This window comes from Kitasatospora sp. NPDC001527, assembly GCF_040298605.1.
GTDB lineage: Bacteria > Actinomycetota > Actinomycetes > Streptomycetales > Streptomycetaceae > Kitasatospora.
Map to the genome: position 1 here is coordinate 113,788 of NZ_JBEPAM010000007.1, position 14,328 is coordinate 128,115.

Here is a 14,328-nt window from a genome sequence, read left to right on the forward strand (position 1 = left end):
GAGGAACGCGAAGGGCCCCGGTGACCATCAAGGTCACCGGGGCCCTTCGCGCGTCGCGGCTAGGCGGGCACCGAGGCCACGCCCGGGGCGAGGAAGCGCTTGCCGTTCACCCGCTCCGAGATGCCCTCACGGTCCAGGTACGGGGTGATCCCGCCCAGGTGGAAGGGCCAGCCGGCGCCGGTGATCATGCAGAGGTCGATGTCCTGCGCCTCGGCGACGACACCCTCCTCCAGCATCAGGCCGATCTCCTGCGCCACGGCCTCCAGGGCGCGGGCCAGGACCTGCTCCTCGGTCAGCACGGTGTCGCCGAAGGAGAGCAGCTCCAGCACCTCGGGGTCGAGGACCTGCTGGCCGTCCACCCAGGTGTAGAAGCCGCGCTTGCCGGCCTTGACCACCTTGCCGAGGTTCTCGGAGACGGCGAACCGCTCCGGGAACGCGCCGTGCAGGGTCTCCGAGACGTGCTGGGCGATGGCCGGGCCGACCAGCTCCAGCAGCACGATCGGGGACATCGGCAGGCCGAGCGGCTCGACGCCCTTCTCGACGGTGGCGATCGGGGTGCCCTCGTCGATGATCGTCTGGATCTCGCCCATGAAGCGGGTCAGGATCCGGTTGACCACGAACGCCGGGGCGTCCTTGACCAGCACCGAGGTCTTCCTCAGCTTCTTCGAGACGCCGAAGGCGGTGGCCAGCGAGGCGTCGTCGGTCTTCTCGCCGCGGACGATCTCCAGCAGCGGCAGGATGGCGACCGGGTTGAAGAAGTGGAAGCCGACGACCCGCTCCGGGTGCTTCAGCTTCGAGGCCATCTCGGTGACCGACAGCGAGGAGGTGTTGGTCGCCAGCACGCAGGTCGGCGAGACCACGTTCTCCAGGTCCGCGAAGACGGTCTGCTTGACGCCCATCTCCTCGAACACGGCCTCGATCACGAAGTCGGCGTCGCCGAAGGCCGCGGCCTTGTCGAGCGAGCCGGAGACCAGGCCCTTGAGGCGGTTGGACTTGTCCTTGCCGATCCGGCCCTTCTCCAGCAGCTTGTCGATCTCGGCGTGGACGTAGCCCACGCCCTTGTCGACGCGCTCCTGGTCGATGTCGGTGAGGACCACCGGCACCTCCAGGCGGCGGGCGAACAGCAGCGCCAGCTGCGAGGCCATCAGGCCGGCGCCGACGACGCCGACCTTGGTGACCGGGCGGGCCAGCGACTTGTCCGGGGCGCCGACCGGGCGCTTGGCCCGGCGCTGCACCAGGTTGAAGGCGTAGATGCCGCTGCGCAGCTCGCCGCCCATGATGAGGTCGGCCAGGGCCGCGTCCTCGGCGTCGAAGCCGGCCTGCAGGTTCTCGTCCTTGACCCGGGCGATGATGTCCAGCGCCCGGTACGCGGCCGGGGCCGCCCCGTGCACCTTGGCGTCGGCGACCAGCCGGCCCCAGGCGACGGCGTCGTCCCAGGCCTTGCCGCGGTCGATCGCCTCGCGCTCGACGACCACGTCGCCCGTGAGCACGCGGGCCGCCCAGAGCAGCGACTGCTCCAGGAAGTCGGCCGGCTCGAAGATCGCGTCGGCGATCCCCAGCTCGAACACGTCCTTGCCCTTGAGCTGCTTGTTCTGCGCCATCGAGTTCTCGATGATGACCTTGACGGCCTTCGCCGGGCCGATCAGGTTCGGCAGGATGCTGCAGCCGCCCCAGCCGGGGACGAGGCCCAGGAAGACCTCGGGCAGCGAGAACGCCGGGACGCCCGCCGACACCGTGCGGTAGTCGCAGTGCAGGCCGACCTCGACGCCGCCGCCCATCGCCGCGCCGTTGTAGAACGCGAAGGTCGGGACGGGCAGCGCGGCGATCCGCTTGAAGACCTCGTGGCCGCCCTTGCCGATGGCCAGCGCGTCGCCGTGCTCCTTGAGCAGCTCGACGCCCTTGAGGTCGGCGCCGACCGCGAAGATGAACGGCTTGCCGGTGATGGCGGCACCGACGATGGTGCCCTCGGCGGCCTCCGCCTCGACCTGGTCCAGCGCCTCGTTCAGCTTGAGCAGCGAGCCCGGGCCGAAGGTGGTCGGCTTGGTGTGGTCGAAGCCGTTGTCCAGGGTGATCAGGGCCAGCCGGCCGGCCTGCAGCGGCAGGTCCAGGTGGCGCACGTGCGCGGTGGTGACGACCTCGCCGGGGAAGAGCTCGGCGCCGCGGGTCAGCAGCTCAGTCGTGGTGCTCATGCTCACTTACCACCCTCGAAGTGCGGGTTCTCCCAGATGACGGTGCCGCCCATGCCGAAGCCGATGCACATCGTGGTGAGGCCGTAGCGGACGTCCGGGCGCTGCTCGAAGCGGCGGGCCAGCTGGTTCATCAGGCGCACGCCGGAGGAGGCCAGCGGGTGGCCGAACGCGATCGCGCCGCCGTACGGGTTGACCCGCTCGTCGTCGTCCGCGATGCCGTAGTGGTCCAGGAACGCCAGCACCTGGACGGCGAAGGCCTCGTTGACCTCGAACGCGCCGATGTCGTCGATGGTCAGACCGGCCTTGGCCAGCGCCTTCTCGGTCGCCGGCACCGGGCCGATGCCCATCACCTCGGGCTCGACGCCCGCGAAGGCGTACGAGACCAGGCGCATCCTGACCGGCAGGCCCAGCTCCTCGGCCACGTCCTCGGCGGCCAGCAGCGAGGCGGTGGCGCCGTCGTTGAGACCGGCCGAGTTGCCCGCGGTGATGTTGCCGTGCGGGCGGAACGGGGTCTTCAGACCGCGCAGGTTCTCCATCGTGGTGCCCGGGCGCATCGGCTCGTCCACGGTGGCCAGGCCCCAGCCGGTCTCGCCGACCTCGGGGTTGGTGTTGCGGACCGAGATCGGCACCAGGCCGGGCTGGATGTCGCCGTTGGCGTACGCCTTGGCGGCCTTCTCCTGCGAGCGCACGGCGTAGGCGTCGCAGCGCTCCTTGGTCAGGTGCGGGAACCGGTCGTGCAGGTTCTCCGCGGTCATGCCCATGAACAGGGCGGACTCGTCGACCAGCTTCTCGGAGACGAAGCGCGGGTTCGGGTCGACGCCCTCGCCCATCGGGTGGCGGCCCATGTGCTCCACGCCGCCGGCCACGACCACGTCGTACGCGCCGAAGGCGATGCCGCCGGCGGTGGTGGTCACGGCGGTCAGCGCGCCGGCGCACATGCGGTCGATCGCGTAGCCGGGGACGGACTTCGGCAGGCCGGACAGCAGTGCGGCGGTGCGGCCGATGGTCAGACCCTGGTCGCCGATCTGCGTGGTGGCCGCGATGGCGACCTCGTCGATGCGCTCGACGGGCAGGTTCGGGTTGCGGCGCACGAGCTCCCGGATGCACTTGACGACCAGGTCGTCGGCGCGCGTCTCGTGGTAGATGCCCTTCGGGCCGGCCTTGCCGAACGGGGTGCGGACGCCGTCGACGAAGACGACGTCCCTCACGGTACGAGGCACGGGGGCTCTCCTCCCAGGGACCAACGGTTCAAGTGGGCAGGCTGCCGCTCACCATCGCACGAGGGGATGTGAGCGGCGCCGCTTCACCGTCATGCTACCCGTCGGTAACCAACCTGCCCAGGCCCGTCGGCCGCTTCTCCCGATGTGTCCCCGGACACGTTGTGCTCCGGGTGCGACAAAAGGGGATGCCGCCCCTCGCGGGCGGCATCCCCTTCTCCGTGCGTCCTGCTGCGTGTCCCGCCGGGTGTTCCGATCAGCCTTGCTGGGCCGCCGTCGCCGCCTTGGCGAAGGCGGTGGCCATCACCGGGGCGACCAGGTCCACCTGCCACTGGCGGGCGCCCAGCCGGCGCAGCGCCGCGGCCACGTTCGCCGCGGAGGCGTCGGCCGGCGGCTCCCAGGAGACCCGGCGGACCAGGTCCGGGGTGATCAGGTTCTCGGCCGGCAGGTGGTGGTGCTCGGCCAGCTCGCTCACCGCGGCCCGCGCCCCGCTCAGCCGGGCGGCGGCCACCGGGTCCTTCTCGGCCCAGGCGCGCGGCGGAGGCGGGCCGTCGTGCGGCGCGGCGGCCGGCGGCAGCTGGTTCTCCGGCACCTCCCGCCCGCGCTGGACGGCGGCCAGCCACTGCTCCAGCTGGCGCCGGTGCACCCGCGGCCCGAAGCCCTGGACGGCCTGCAGCGCGGCGACGGTCAGCGGCATGGCCAGTGCGGCGTTGACGATCGCGGCGTCCGACAGCACCCGGCCGGGCGAGACGTCCCGCTCCTGCGCCATCCGGTCGCGGGCCAGCCACAGCTCGCGCACCACGGCCAGCTGGCGGCGCCGGCGGACCTTGTGCAGCTGCGAGGTGCGGCGCCAGGGGTCGGTCCGCGGGGCCGGGCGGGGGGCGGCGGCGATCGCCGCGAACTCCTCCAGGGCCCAGCCGAGCTTGCCCTGGGCGTCCAGCTCCTGTTCGAGTGCGTTGCGCAGCTCGACCAGCACCTCGACGTCCAGAGCGGCGTAGCGCAGCCACGGCTCGGGCAGCGGACGGGTGGACCAGTCGACCGCGGAGTGCTCCTTGGCCAGGCTCAGGCCGAGCACGCTCTCGGTCATCGGCCCGAGGCCGACCCGGGCGAAGCCGGCGATCCGCCCGGCCAGCTCGGTGTCGAACAGGCGCTGGGGTCTCATGCCCACCTCGGCCAGGCAGGGCAGGTCCTGGGTGGCGGCGTGCACCACCCATTCGGTGTCCGCGAGGGCCGCCCCCAGCGCGCCGAGGTCGGGGCAGGCGATCGGGTCGATCAGCGCGGTACCGGCGCCCGCGCGGCGCAGCTGGATGAGGTACGCCCGCTGGCCGTAGCGGTAGCCGGAGGCCCGCTCGGCGTCGACGGCGACCGGTCCGGTTCCCGCCGCGAAGGCGGCGACGGTGGCGGCCAGCGCCTGCTCGTCCGCCACGACCGGAGGGATCCCCTCCTTCGGTTCGAGGAGCGGGACCGGGGCTGCTTCTTCTGGGATGGCTGCTACGGCGTCGGTCACCCACCAAGGGTACGACGGTCCCCGCGACCGGGAGTGTTGTCGGACTGGTCAGACCGATGGCGGGGGGCCGCCGGCCCGCCCTCCGGGCGGCGATCCGGTTCCGGGCAGCGCGTTGCGGCGGCCCCGGAGGAAACGTTCCTCCAGGGCCGCCGCGACGGCCGGGGTCAGTGGATGATGCCGGTGCGCAACGCGACCGCGACCATCCCGGCGCGGTCGCCGGTGCCGAGCTTGCGGGCGATCCGGGCGAGGTGGCTCTTGACGGTGAGCGCCGAGAGGCCCATCGCCACGCCGATCGCCTTGTTCGACTGGCCCTCGGCCACCAGGCGCAGCACCTCCACCTCGCGCCCGGAGAGCTCGCGGTAGGCGGCCTGCTGCGTGCCCGGCGCACCGTGCGCACCGTGCGCACCGGGAGCGCCCGGCGCCCCGCCCACGCCCGGCATGCCCGGCATCCCGGGCCGGCGCATCCGGCCGGCCAGCCCGGCGGCGCCGAGCGGCAGGCCGGGGCGGCCCGGCATGGCGACGTTGGTGCGGGTACCGGTGACGACGTAGCCCTTCACCCCGCCGGCCAGCGCGCTGCGCACGGCGCCGATGTCGTCGGCGGCGGAGAGCGCCAGCCCGTTGGGCCAGCCGGCGGCGCGGGTCTCGGCGAGGATGGTGAGTCCGGAGCCGTCGGGCAGGTGGACGTCGGCGACGCAGATGTCGCGCGGCGTGGAGACCCGGGGGCGGGCCTCGGCGATCGAGGACACCTCGATCACGTCCCGGACGCCGAGCGCCCAGAGGTGACGGGTGACGGTGTTTCGGACGCGGGGATCCGCGATGACCACCATGGCGGTGGGCTTGGTCGGGCGGTAGGCGACCACGTTTGCGGGGTGCTCAAGAAGGACCGACACCAGGCCTCCTGCGGGAGTGGCGGACGGAACCCCGAGGGGGCGGTCGGAGTGTTCCGCGTTCGGAAAGGGTCACAGTCTGCTTCGGCAGCATCCGTGCCCGGCTTTAGCGAAAGATCACGATCTAGTGAGTCACAATACGGACAAATCGCGCAGATGACTGATGCGACATGCCTGGAATTCGTACAAAATCGATCAGATCCGACGCAAAGTGGTCGGTTCCGAGCGCGTTATTGACGCAGGGCCGCCATGAAGTCACACTCCGTCAGCCTTGGGGGTGGCGACGCGTCCGCCGATGACGCCCCGGCGGGCGCCACTCCTCAGTGCGAACGAGGGCGTCGCCGCGCCGGCATCGGAACCACTCCACCGAGTGACGTGACGTCCGCCGGGGAGTGCGGGGCCGGGGAGGCGGGCGGCAGGCCCGCGCTGATGCAGAGCAGGTCACCCCAGGCCGCCAGGTGCCGCTCGAAGCGGCCGTCGGCCGGCGTCCAGGACGCCCGGATCTCGATCTCGGTGCTCGACGCGCGGTCCGCCAGCCCGCCGAAGTACTGCGAGGCGCACCGGGTCACCGTGCCGGACGGCTCCGCGTACCCGGCGCCGTGCGCCTGCAGCGCGTCCAGCAGCCAGGCCCAGCCGACCTCGGAGAGCATCGGGTCGCCGGCCATCTCCGGCTCCAGCTCGGCCCGGGTCATGGTGACCACCCGGAAGTCACCGTTCCAGGCCTCCTGCCCGGCCGGGTCGTGCAGCAGCACCAGCCGGCCGTCGGCCAGCTCCTCGCCGTCCACCTCGACGGCGGCGGTCAGCGCGAAGGAGAACGGCGCCAGCCGGCGGGGCGCCGGGGCGGGGGAGAGGACGAGCTCGGGGCGCAGCCGGGCCTCGGAGAGTGCCTCCACGGCGGACCGGAACTCGCTCGGCGCCGCCTCCCGACCCGTTCCGCCACCTGCTCCGCCACCCTGCGAGGGGTGCCCTCCGACCGCTGCCATGACCCGAAGACTAGGTCGAAAACGCGGGTAATCGCCGCAACTTCTTCCCGCGCGGCGCGCCGGGGCGGCAATCCGGCCAGATCTTGGAGGAACCGACGAGGCCACCGGGACGGAGGCATCCGGGCCGCGTGCGAAGATTTGGAGCGTGAGCGAGACGACGGCAGACACCACGGCAGCCACCCCGGCAGTCCCCCCGACCGGCGCCACCCCCGGTCAGCAGCCCGACGCGCGCCGCGGCGCCGCGTACGACTCGGCGTTCCTGCGCGCCTGCCGGCACGAGCCGGTACCGCACACCCCGGTGTGGTTCATGCGCCAGGCCGGCCGCTCGCTGCCCGAGTACCTGAAGGTCCGCGAGGGCATCCCCATGCTGGAGTCCTGCATGCGGCCCGAGCTGGTCAAGGAGATCACCCTCCAGCCGGTGCGCCGGCACAAGGTCGACGCGGCGATCTTCTTCAGCGACATCGTGGTGCCGCTCAAGGCGATCGGCATCGACGTCGACATCAAGCCCGGCATCGGCCCGGTCATCGCCGACCCGATCCGCACCGCCGCGGACCTCCAGCGGCTGCGCCCGCTGGAGCCGGACGACGTCTCCTGCATCACCGAGGCGGTCGGGCTGCTCGTCGACGAGCTCGGCTCCACCCCGCTGATCGGCTTCGCCGGCGCCCCCTACACGCTGGCCAGCTACCTGGTCGAGGGCGGTCCGTCCAAGAACCACGAGAACACCAAGGCCATGATGTACGGCGAGCCCGAGCTGTGGGCCGCCCTGGTCGACCGGCTGGCCGACATCACCGCCGCCTTCCTCAAGGTGCAGATCGAGGCCGGCGCCTCCGCGGTCCAGCTGTTCGACTCCTGGGTCGGCTCGCTCGCCCCGGACGACTACCGCCGCTCGGTCATGCCGGCCAGCACCAAGGTGTTCGACGCGGTCGCCGGCTACGGCGTGCCGCGGATCCACTTCGGCGTCGGCACCGGCGAGCTGCTCGGCCTGATGGGCCAGGCCGGCGCCGACGTGGTCGGCGTCGACTGGCGGGTGCCGCTGAACGTCGCCGCCGAGCGGGTCGGCCCCGGCAAGGGCCTGCAGGGCAACCTCGACCCGGCGGTGCTGTTCGCGCCGACCAGGGCCGTCGAGACCAAGGCCCGCGAGGTGCTGCACGCCGCCCAGGCGCTCGGCACCAGCGGCCACATCTTCAACCTCGGCCACGGCGTGCTGCCCAGCATGGACCCGGACGCGCTCTCCCGCCTGGTCGCCTTCGTGCACGAGGCCAGCGCCCGCTGACGCACCGCGACGGCGGCGGGCCCCTCCGGTTCCCCGGAGGGGCCCGCGGCCGTCAGGGCGCCTGTGGCTCCTCTTCCTCGTCCTCTTCCTCCTCCTGGTCCGGCACCGGGAGGGCGGGGCCGGCCGCCTTCCGGCGCCGGGCGCGCACCGCCCACAGCACCGCCGCGACCGGCGCCGCCACCAGCAGGAACGGCAGCACCGCCGCCACCGCCACGACGGTTCCGCGCACGATCACGGCCAGCACGTGCCAGCCGCCGCTCAGCGCCGAGCCGACCGACGCCCAGAAGCCGTCCTTCTTCTTCGGCGCGTCCGGGGTGTCCTGCGGCCGCTCGTCCTGCTTCTGCCGCACGTCCAGGGTGATGGTGGACAGCGAGGTCTTCGCCGACAGCTCCTTGACCTGCTTCTGCAGCGACTCCAGGTCCGCCTCCCGGCGGCTCAGCTCGCTCTCCAGGCTGACGACCTCGGCCAGCGTCGTCGCCTTCGCCATCAGCGCCCGCACCCGGTCCACGCTCGCCTGCTGGCTCTGCATCCGGCTGTTGACGTCCGCGACCAGCTGGGTCAGGTCCTCCGCCTGGCTGCGCCGGGAGACCACCTCGCCGAGTCCGGCCAGCTGGTCCAGCGTCTGCTGGAACGCCGCCGAGGGCACCTTCACGGTGAGCTGCCCGCTCCTCAGGACGCCGGTCGACTCGGCCTGGTCGGCTCCGCCGCTCGCCGTCTCGCTCCCCACATAGCCGCCCGCGGCGAGTGCCAGCGCCCGGGCCCGCTCCAGTACCTCGTCCACCTTCGCCGCCCGCACCGTCAGCTGCGCCGAGTAGGCGATCTGCCGGGCGTCCACCACCGGAGCCGTCGCGCCCTGTCCCGTCGCGGCCTTGGGCGCCGCCGACGCGGCCGCCCCCGGTGCCCCCACCGCGGCGTCCCCCTTGGCCGCCTCCCCGGCCGCGGCCTGCGCCGGGGCGGCCGCCGCGTTGTCCCGCGCCTCGCCACCCGCCCCGCACCCCGCCGCCAGCGCCGCCGTCACGGCCACCGCCGCCAGCACCCCCGCCCTGCGCCGTCCTCGTCCCACCGTCGGGCCCTCCCCGCGTCGACCGTTCCGCGCCCCCTTCCGGAGCGCTCGCACCATTCGACGGGCGCGGGCCCGGATCGGACCCGCCCGGGAGGTCGCAACTCGATCACGGCTCGGCCGCGGAGCGGACAAGGCGTCAGACGGCCTCCACCGCGATCCCCGCCCGCCGCAGCAGCGCCGCCGTCACCCCGTCGCCGGGCCGCAGCGTCCCGCCGAACGTGCCGTCGTACACCTGCCCGCACCCGCAGGACGGGCTGCGCGCCATCAGCACCGCCCGCCGCGCCCCCGCCGCCTCGGCCGTGGCCAGCGCGGCCCGCGCCCCGGCCACGAACTCCTCCGTGCGGTCCGCCCCCGTCGCGTCCACCACCCGCGCCCGCCCGTCCAGCACGTCCGCCCCGTCCCCGCCCACGATCTCCGCCGCGGGCCGCGGCGTCGGCAGCCCGCCCGCCCCCTCCGGGCACACCACGACCCCCCGCCCGCCCGCCACCAGCCCGACGGCCACCTCCGCCGTCTTCGCCCGCCCGTCGTACCGGCACGGCACCCCGGCCAGACACGCACTCACCAGCACCTTCCCGTCGGCGCCCTCGGACGCCACCGTCCCGTCCACCACTCGACCACTCCTGCCCGTTCGGATCCGCACCTCTGCCATGGGTGGCCATCCTTTGCGGTCGACACCGCACCGCTTCACCCGTCAGGTCCACCACGGAGGACTCTCCCCGACGAGGCCACACCGGAGTGGCCAGCGTACGGCCGTGTCCGAACCGGCCGACCGGATGTACCCGTCAAGCTGCGGAAGTACGCCGAGGCCGGCATTCCGCACTACTGGCTGATCGAGGAGGAGGACGGTCTTCCGGTGGTGCACGCGTACGAGCCCGACGTCAACGTCCCGGCCTACGCCCCGGCCGGGATCTTCCGCAAGCGGCTGGAGCGGCCGGTGCCGTTCGCGGTCGACATCGACCTGGAGGCCCTCGTCCCCGCCCCCCCAGGGCGAAGCGTGCAGCGGATTGAGGCAAACGTGTAAGGACCTGCGAGACTGCGAGGCATGGCGCAAGCACATGTCGTGGTGATCGGCGGCGGTATCGCGGGACTGACCGCTGCCGCCGTGCTCGGTGGGGGTGCGGGGGAGCCGGCGCGGGCGCGGGTGACGCTGGTGGAGGCGTCGGAGCGGCTCGGCGGGAAGCTGTGGGGCGGCGAGGTCGGCGGGGTCCGGGTGGACCTCGGGGCCGAGTCGATGCTGGCCCGGCGGCCGGAGGCGGTCGAGCTGGCGCGGGCGGTCGGGCTCGCGGAGGAGCTGGAGCCGCCGACCACCGCCAAGGCCGCGATCTGGACCCGGGGCGCGCTGCGGCCGCTGCCCGGCGGGCAGGTCATGGGCGTCCCCGGGGACCTCGCCGCGCTGGCGGACTCCGGGGTGCTGAGCGCCGAGGGGCTGGAGCGGGCCAGGAACGAGGCGGCCGGGGACGCGGTCGCGGACGACGTCGCGATCGGCCGCTACGTCGCCGAGCGGCTCGGCCGCGAGGTGGTGGACCGGCTGGTGGAGCCGCTGCTGGGCGGTGTCTACGCCGGGCACGCCGACGAGATCTCGCTGCGCGCCGCGGTGCCCGCGCTGCTGCCCGTCGCCCGGGGCGGCGGTTCGCTGCTCGACGGGGTGCGCGAGCTGGCCAACCGGCCGAAGAGCGCGGACACCCCCGTCTTCCAGGGCCTGCGCGGCGGCCTCGGCACCCTGCCGACGGCGGTCGCCGCGGCCTGCGCCGAGGCCGGCGTCGAGCTGCGCACCCGCACCGAGGTGACCGCGCTGCGGCGCACCGCCGACGGCTGGCGGGTGACCACCGGCGACGGCGGGACCCTGGACGCGGACGCCGTCGTACTGGCCGTGCCCGCGCCCGCCGCCGCCCGGCTGCTGCGCGCCGACGCGCCGGCCGCGGCCGCGGAGCTGGACGGCGTCGAGTACGCCGGGATGGCGCTGGTCACCCTGGCCTTCCGCCGCGCCGACCTGCCGCGGCCCCCGGCCGGCAGCGGCTTCCTCGTCCCGCCGGTGGACGGCCGCCGGATCAAGGCGTCGACGTTCTCCTCCAACAAGTGGGGCTGGCTGGAGCGCTCCGCCCCGGACGCCTTCGTGCTGCGCACCTCGCTGGGGCGGCTGCACGAGGAGGAGCCGCTGGAGCTGGACGACGGGGAACTGGTCGCCCGTTCGCTGGCCGACCTGGGCGAGGCGATCGGCCTGACCGCCCGTCCCTACGACACCGCCGTCACCCGCTGGCGGGCCGGACTGCCGCAGTACCCGGTCGGCCACCTGGACCGGGTGGCCCGGATCCGGGCGGCCGCGGACCGGGTCGGCGCGCTGGCGCTGTGCGGGGCGGCGTACGACGGCGTCGGCATCCCGGCGTGCATCGCGAGCGCCCGGGCCGCCGTCGCCGGGCTGGACAGAGTGCTTACCCCGCTGACCGGGGCGAACGTCACGGAGAGGACAATGGGCGCATGACTGAGACCGTTGAGCAGCAGGCCGCCGAGCAGCCCGCGAAGAAGAAGGCGCGCGACCTGAACCAGGTCATCCGCTACACGATGTGGTCGGTGTTCAAGCTCAAGGGCGCCCTGCCCGAGGACCGCACCGGCCTGGCCGCCGAGGTGGACGAGCTGTTCGCCCAGCTCGCCGCCAAGGACGTGACGGTGCGCGGCACCTACGACGTGTCCGGTCTGCGGGCCGACGCCGACATCATGGTCTGGTGGCACGCCGGGGACTCCGACGACCTCCAGGAGGCGTACAACCGCTTCCGCCGCACCGGCCTGGGCCGGCTGCTGGAGCCGGTCTGGTCGAACATGGCGCTGCACCGCCCGGCGGAGTTCAACAAGTCGCACATCCCGGCGTTCCTCGCCGACGAGCACCCGCGCGACTACGTCTGCGTCTACCCGTTCGTCCGCTCCTACGAGTGGTACCTGCTGCCGGACGCCGAGCGGCGCGCGATGCTCGCCGAGCACGGCCAGATGGCGCGCGGCTACCCGGACGTGCGGGCCAACACGGTCGCCTCGTTCGCGCTGGGCGACTACGAGTGGCTGCTCGCCTTCGAGGCGGACGAGCTGCACCGGATCGTGGACCTGATGCGCGACCTGCGCCCGTCCCGGGCCCGGCTGCACGTCCGCGAGGAGGTGCCGTTCTTCACCGGCCGCCGCAAGCCGGTCGCCGAGCTTCTCAACGGCCTGGCCTGAGCGCAACGGGAAGGGGCCCCGTCCGGCACCGGGCACCGGACGGGGCCCCTCGCCGTGTCAGTGGCGGCGCAGGGCGGCGCGCAGGCGGGCGTCCGGGAGGGCGGCGGGGCCGTTCATGGCCACGGCGGTGAGCAGTTCGCGCTCCTCGTCGTCGGTGAGCCCGTGCTGGCGCGGCGGGCGGACCTCGCGCAGCACCTCCTGGCCGACGGGTGAGGCCCAGCGGGTGTAGGGGTAGACGTCGATCCGGGCCATCAGCAGGGTGCCCGAAGTGAGTACCAGCGGCAGCGAGAACCAGGCCAGCGGGGTCAGCACGTCACCGTCCAACAGGCCGCCGACGACCAGCGCGACCACCAGCAGCACCAGGGAGAGCAGCAGCGCCTGCCGGACCTGGCGGACCACCAGCACGGTGTGCCGCTGGATCGCCGCCGGGGTGGCCAGCCCGGCCAGTGACAGCCGGCTGCCGATCTCCAGCACGGTGGGGTGGGCGGCCATCGCCGCCCGCAGGTCGTCGGTGCGGCACTGGCCCTCCGGACCGACGGTGGCGACCACCGCGCGCTCCAGCCGGCTGCGCCCGCGCGGGTCGACCACGGTGGTCCAGCCGGTGTGGGCGAGGTGCAGCCGGCCCCGGGAGGCCATCAGGACGAGGGCCAGTTCGACCACCCGGTCCGGTCCGCCGGCCAGGTAGGCCGTCTCGTACAGCCCGATGCCGACCGCCTCGGGCGGCCGGGGGCCTTCCTGCTCCGAGAGCGCGTCGGCGGCGGCGGTCATCCGGACCAGCCGGATGCAGGAGAGCACCGCGGCGACGCAGGCCGGGAGCAGGAAGAGCAACCACATGGGGTTGTTGTAGCCCCGGCCGCGCCGCACGTGGAACGTCTTCCCGGACCGCGATACCGAACTGTGACGTCCGGTGGGGCCCGCGGTCAGGAGCCGCAGCCTCCGCCACAGCTGGAACCGCAGCTGGAGGACGAGGAGGAACCGCAGCTGGAACCGGAGGACGAGGAGCAGCTGGACGAACTCGCGCCGCAGCTCGAACCCGAGGAGCCGGAGGAACCCGAGTCGGAGGAGCCGGAGCCCGAGCCGGAGTCGGAGGAGGAGCCGCACCAGACCGCCGGGCCGCTGCCGCAGCCGGAGCCCGAGGAACCCGAGGAGCCGGAGGACGAGGAGGCGGTGGAGTAGCCGGCCGCCCTGGCCGCCTCCTCCTCGGCCGTCGGGGCGATCAGCGCCTCCAGGAGCTCCTCGTCGCCGAACTCGCCGACGAACTCGGCGGCGCCGGCGGCGGCCAGACCGCCGAGCGCGATCGCGCCCAGCAGCGCGGAGTCGGCGTTGCGGGCTCCGTGCCGCGGCCGCCACGGGCTGCCGCCGTCCATCAGCCCGATCTGCCGGCGTCCGGCCGGGGTGATCCGTTCCTGGGGCGAGCGGGTGGTCAGGAGGGAGACCAGACCGAAGCCGAGCAGGACGACGGGGATCCACAGGGCGGGGTGGTCCCGGCCGGGCTCGTCGGAGTCCAGTAGGTAGGCGGCGGCGGTGACGGCCACCGTCAGCAGCAGCGCGAGCCAGATGGACCGGTTCGCGGTGCGCGCCCGGCGCAGCGCGGCGGGGTTGCGCAGCAGGCCGCGGGCGGCGAGCTCGTCGCCGATCGCCTGGACGCTCGGCGAGCGCATCACGGCGACGCGCAGCGAGCCGAGGTCGCGGCTGCGGGACGGGCCGATCGCGTCGACGATCTCCCGCTCGACCCGGTCGTACGGGCTGTCGGTGGTGAGGGTGACCAGCCGGGAGCGGCTGACCACGACGTGGCCGGCCCGGTGCATCCGCACCAGGGCGGTGTCGAAGACCCGGCCGGGGCCGCCGGTGAGGAAGGCGGCGTGGAGGAGCTGGAGGCCGCGGCCGGGCAGGCCCTGCGGGTCGGTGACGCGCTGCGCGGCCTGCCTGGCGCGGGAGGCCCGCACGACGGTGACGGCCAGCGCGGCGGCCGGGATCAGGTAGTAGGCGTTGTGCCACATGGGCGGTT

General features: G+C 74.0%; 13 protein-coding genes. 4 read left to right on the forward strand and 9 right to left on the reverse strand.

Features of this window, described 5'->3' with window-relative positions; translation table 11 throughout:
• Positions 1–59: 59 nt before the first annotated feature.
• The 5 genes from ABT238_RS09820 to ABT238_RS09840 form a co-directional block, all read right to left on the reverse strand.
• Positions 60–2,189: a 3-hydroxyacyl-CoA dehydrogenase NAD-binding domain-containing protein gene (locus ABT238_RS09820; protein ID WP_350756407.1), complete on the reverse strand. Its 2,130-nt coding sequence runs from the start codon at positions 2,187–2,189 to the stop codon at positions 60–62.
• A 2-nt stretch (positions 2,190–2,191) separates the two neighbouring features.
• Entirely contained in the window at positions 2,192–3,409 is a 1,218-nt protein-coding gene (locus tag ABT238_RS09825) for a thiolase family protein (RefSeq protein WP_350567441.1), read from the reverse strand.
• A gap of 253 nt (positions 3,410–3,662) precedes the next feature.
• Positions 3,663–4,913: an HRDC domain-containing protein gene (locus ABT238_RS09830; RefSeq protein ID WP_350567444.1), complete on the reverse strand. Its 1,251-nt coding sequence runs from the start codon at positions 4,911–4,913 to the stop codon at positions 3,663–3,665.
• A gap of 164 nt (positions 4,914–5,077) precedes the next feature.
• Entirely contained in the window at positions 5,078–5,803 is a 726-nt protein-coding gene (locus ABT238_RS09835) for a LuxR C-terminal-related transcriptional regulator (protein ID WP_350567446.1), read from the reverse strand.
• 317 nt (positions 5,804–6,120) lie between these two features.
• A complete protein-coding gene (locus ABT238_RS09840; RefSeq protein WP_350567448.1) occupies positions 6,121–6,783 on the reverse strand; it encodes a DUF3000 domain-containing protein in 663 nt (220 codons plus the stop codon).
• A 259-nt stretch (positions 6,784–7,042) separates the two neighbouring features.
• Between ABT238_RS09840 and hemE the strand changes: the two genes are divergently transcribed.
• A complete protein-coding gene (hemE, locus tag ABT238_RS09845) occupies positions 7,043–8,056 on the forward strand; it encodes a uroporphyrinogen decarboxylase (protein ID WP_350756523.1) in 1,014 nt (337 codons plus the stop codon).
• A 52-nt stretch (positions 8,057–8,108) separates the two neighbouring features.
• Here hemE and ABT238_RS09850 read toward each other — a convergent pair whose 3' ends face one another.
• Both ABT238_RS09850 and ABT238_RS09855 read right to left on the reverse strand, forming a co-directional pair.
• Positions 8,109–9,119, reverse strand: coding sequence for a DUF4349 domain-containing protein (locus tag ABT238_RS09850; RefSeq protein WP_350756409.1), 1,011 nt, complete (start codon positions 9,117–9,119; stop codon positions 8,109–8,111).
• 136 nt (positions 9,120–9,255) lie between these two features.
• Entirely contained in the window at positions 9,256–9,768 is a 513-nt protein-coding gene (locus ABT238_RS09855) for a 2-thiouracil desulfurase family protein (RefSeq protein ID WP_502891416.1), read from the reverse strand.
• Positions 9,769–9,972: 204 nt separating this feature from the next.
• Between ABT238_RS09855 and ABT238_RS09860 the strand changes: the two genes are divergently transcribed.
• Genes ABT238_RS09860 through hemQ form a run of 3 tightly spaced genes read left to right on the forward strand, consistent with a single transcriptional unit; the run spans position 9,973 to position 12,320 of the window.
• Positions 9,973–10,140, forward strand: coding sequence for a hypothetical protein (locus ABT238_RS09860; RefSeq protein WP_502891417.1), 168 nt, complete (start codon positions 9,973–9,975; stop codon positions 10,138–10,140).
• Positions 10,141–10,161: 21 nt separating this feature from the next.
• Positions 10,162–11,598 (forward strand): protoporphyrinogen oxidase, encoded by a 1,437-nt coding sequence (gene hemG, locus ABT238_RS09865; protein WP_350567456.1) that lies wholly within the window; start codon positions 10,162–10,164, stop codon positions 11,596–11,598.
• The gene (gene hemQ, locus ABT238_RS09870; RefSeq protein ID WP_350567459.1) at positions 11,595–12,320 is read left to right on the forward strand and encodes a hydrogen peroxide-dependent heme synthase; all 726 of its coding nucleotides are present in this window, start codon (positions 11,595–11,597) and stop codon (positions 12,318–12,320) included. Before hemG ends, hemQ begins: the two co-directional genes overlap by 4 nt.
• Positions 12,321–12,377: 57 nt before the next feature.
• Here hemQ and ABT238_RS09875 read toward each other — a convergent pair whose 3' ends face one another.
• Together ABT238_RS09875 and ABT238_RS09880 are read right to left on the reverse strand one after the other, a co-directional pair.
• Entirely contained in the window at positions 12,378–13,154 is a 777-nt protein-coding gene (locus ABT238_RS09875) for a TIGR04222 domain-containing membrane protein (protein WP_350567462.1), read from the reverse strand.
• Between the two features lie 86 nt (positions 13,155–13,240).
• Entirely contained in the window at positions 13,241–14,320 is a 1,080-nt protein-coding gene (locus tag ABT238_RS09880) for a TIGR04222 domain-containing membrane protein (RefSeq protein ID WP_350756411.1), read from the reverse strand.
• Positions 14,321–14,328 lie beyond the last annotated feature (8 nt).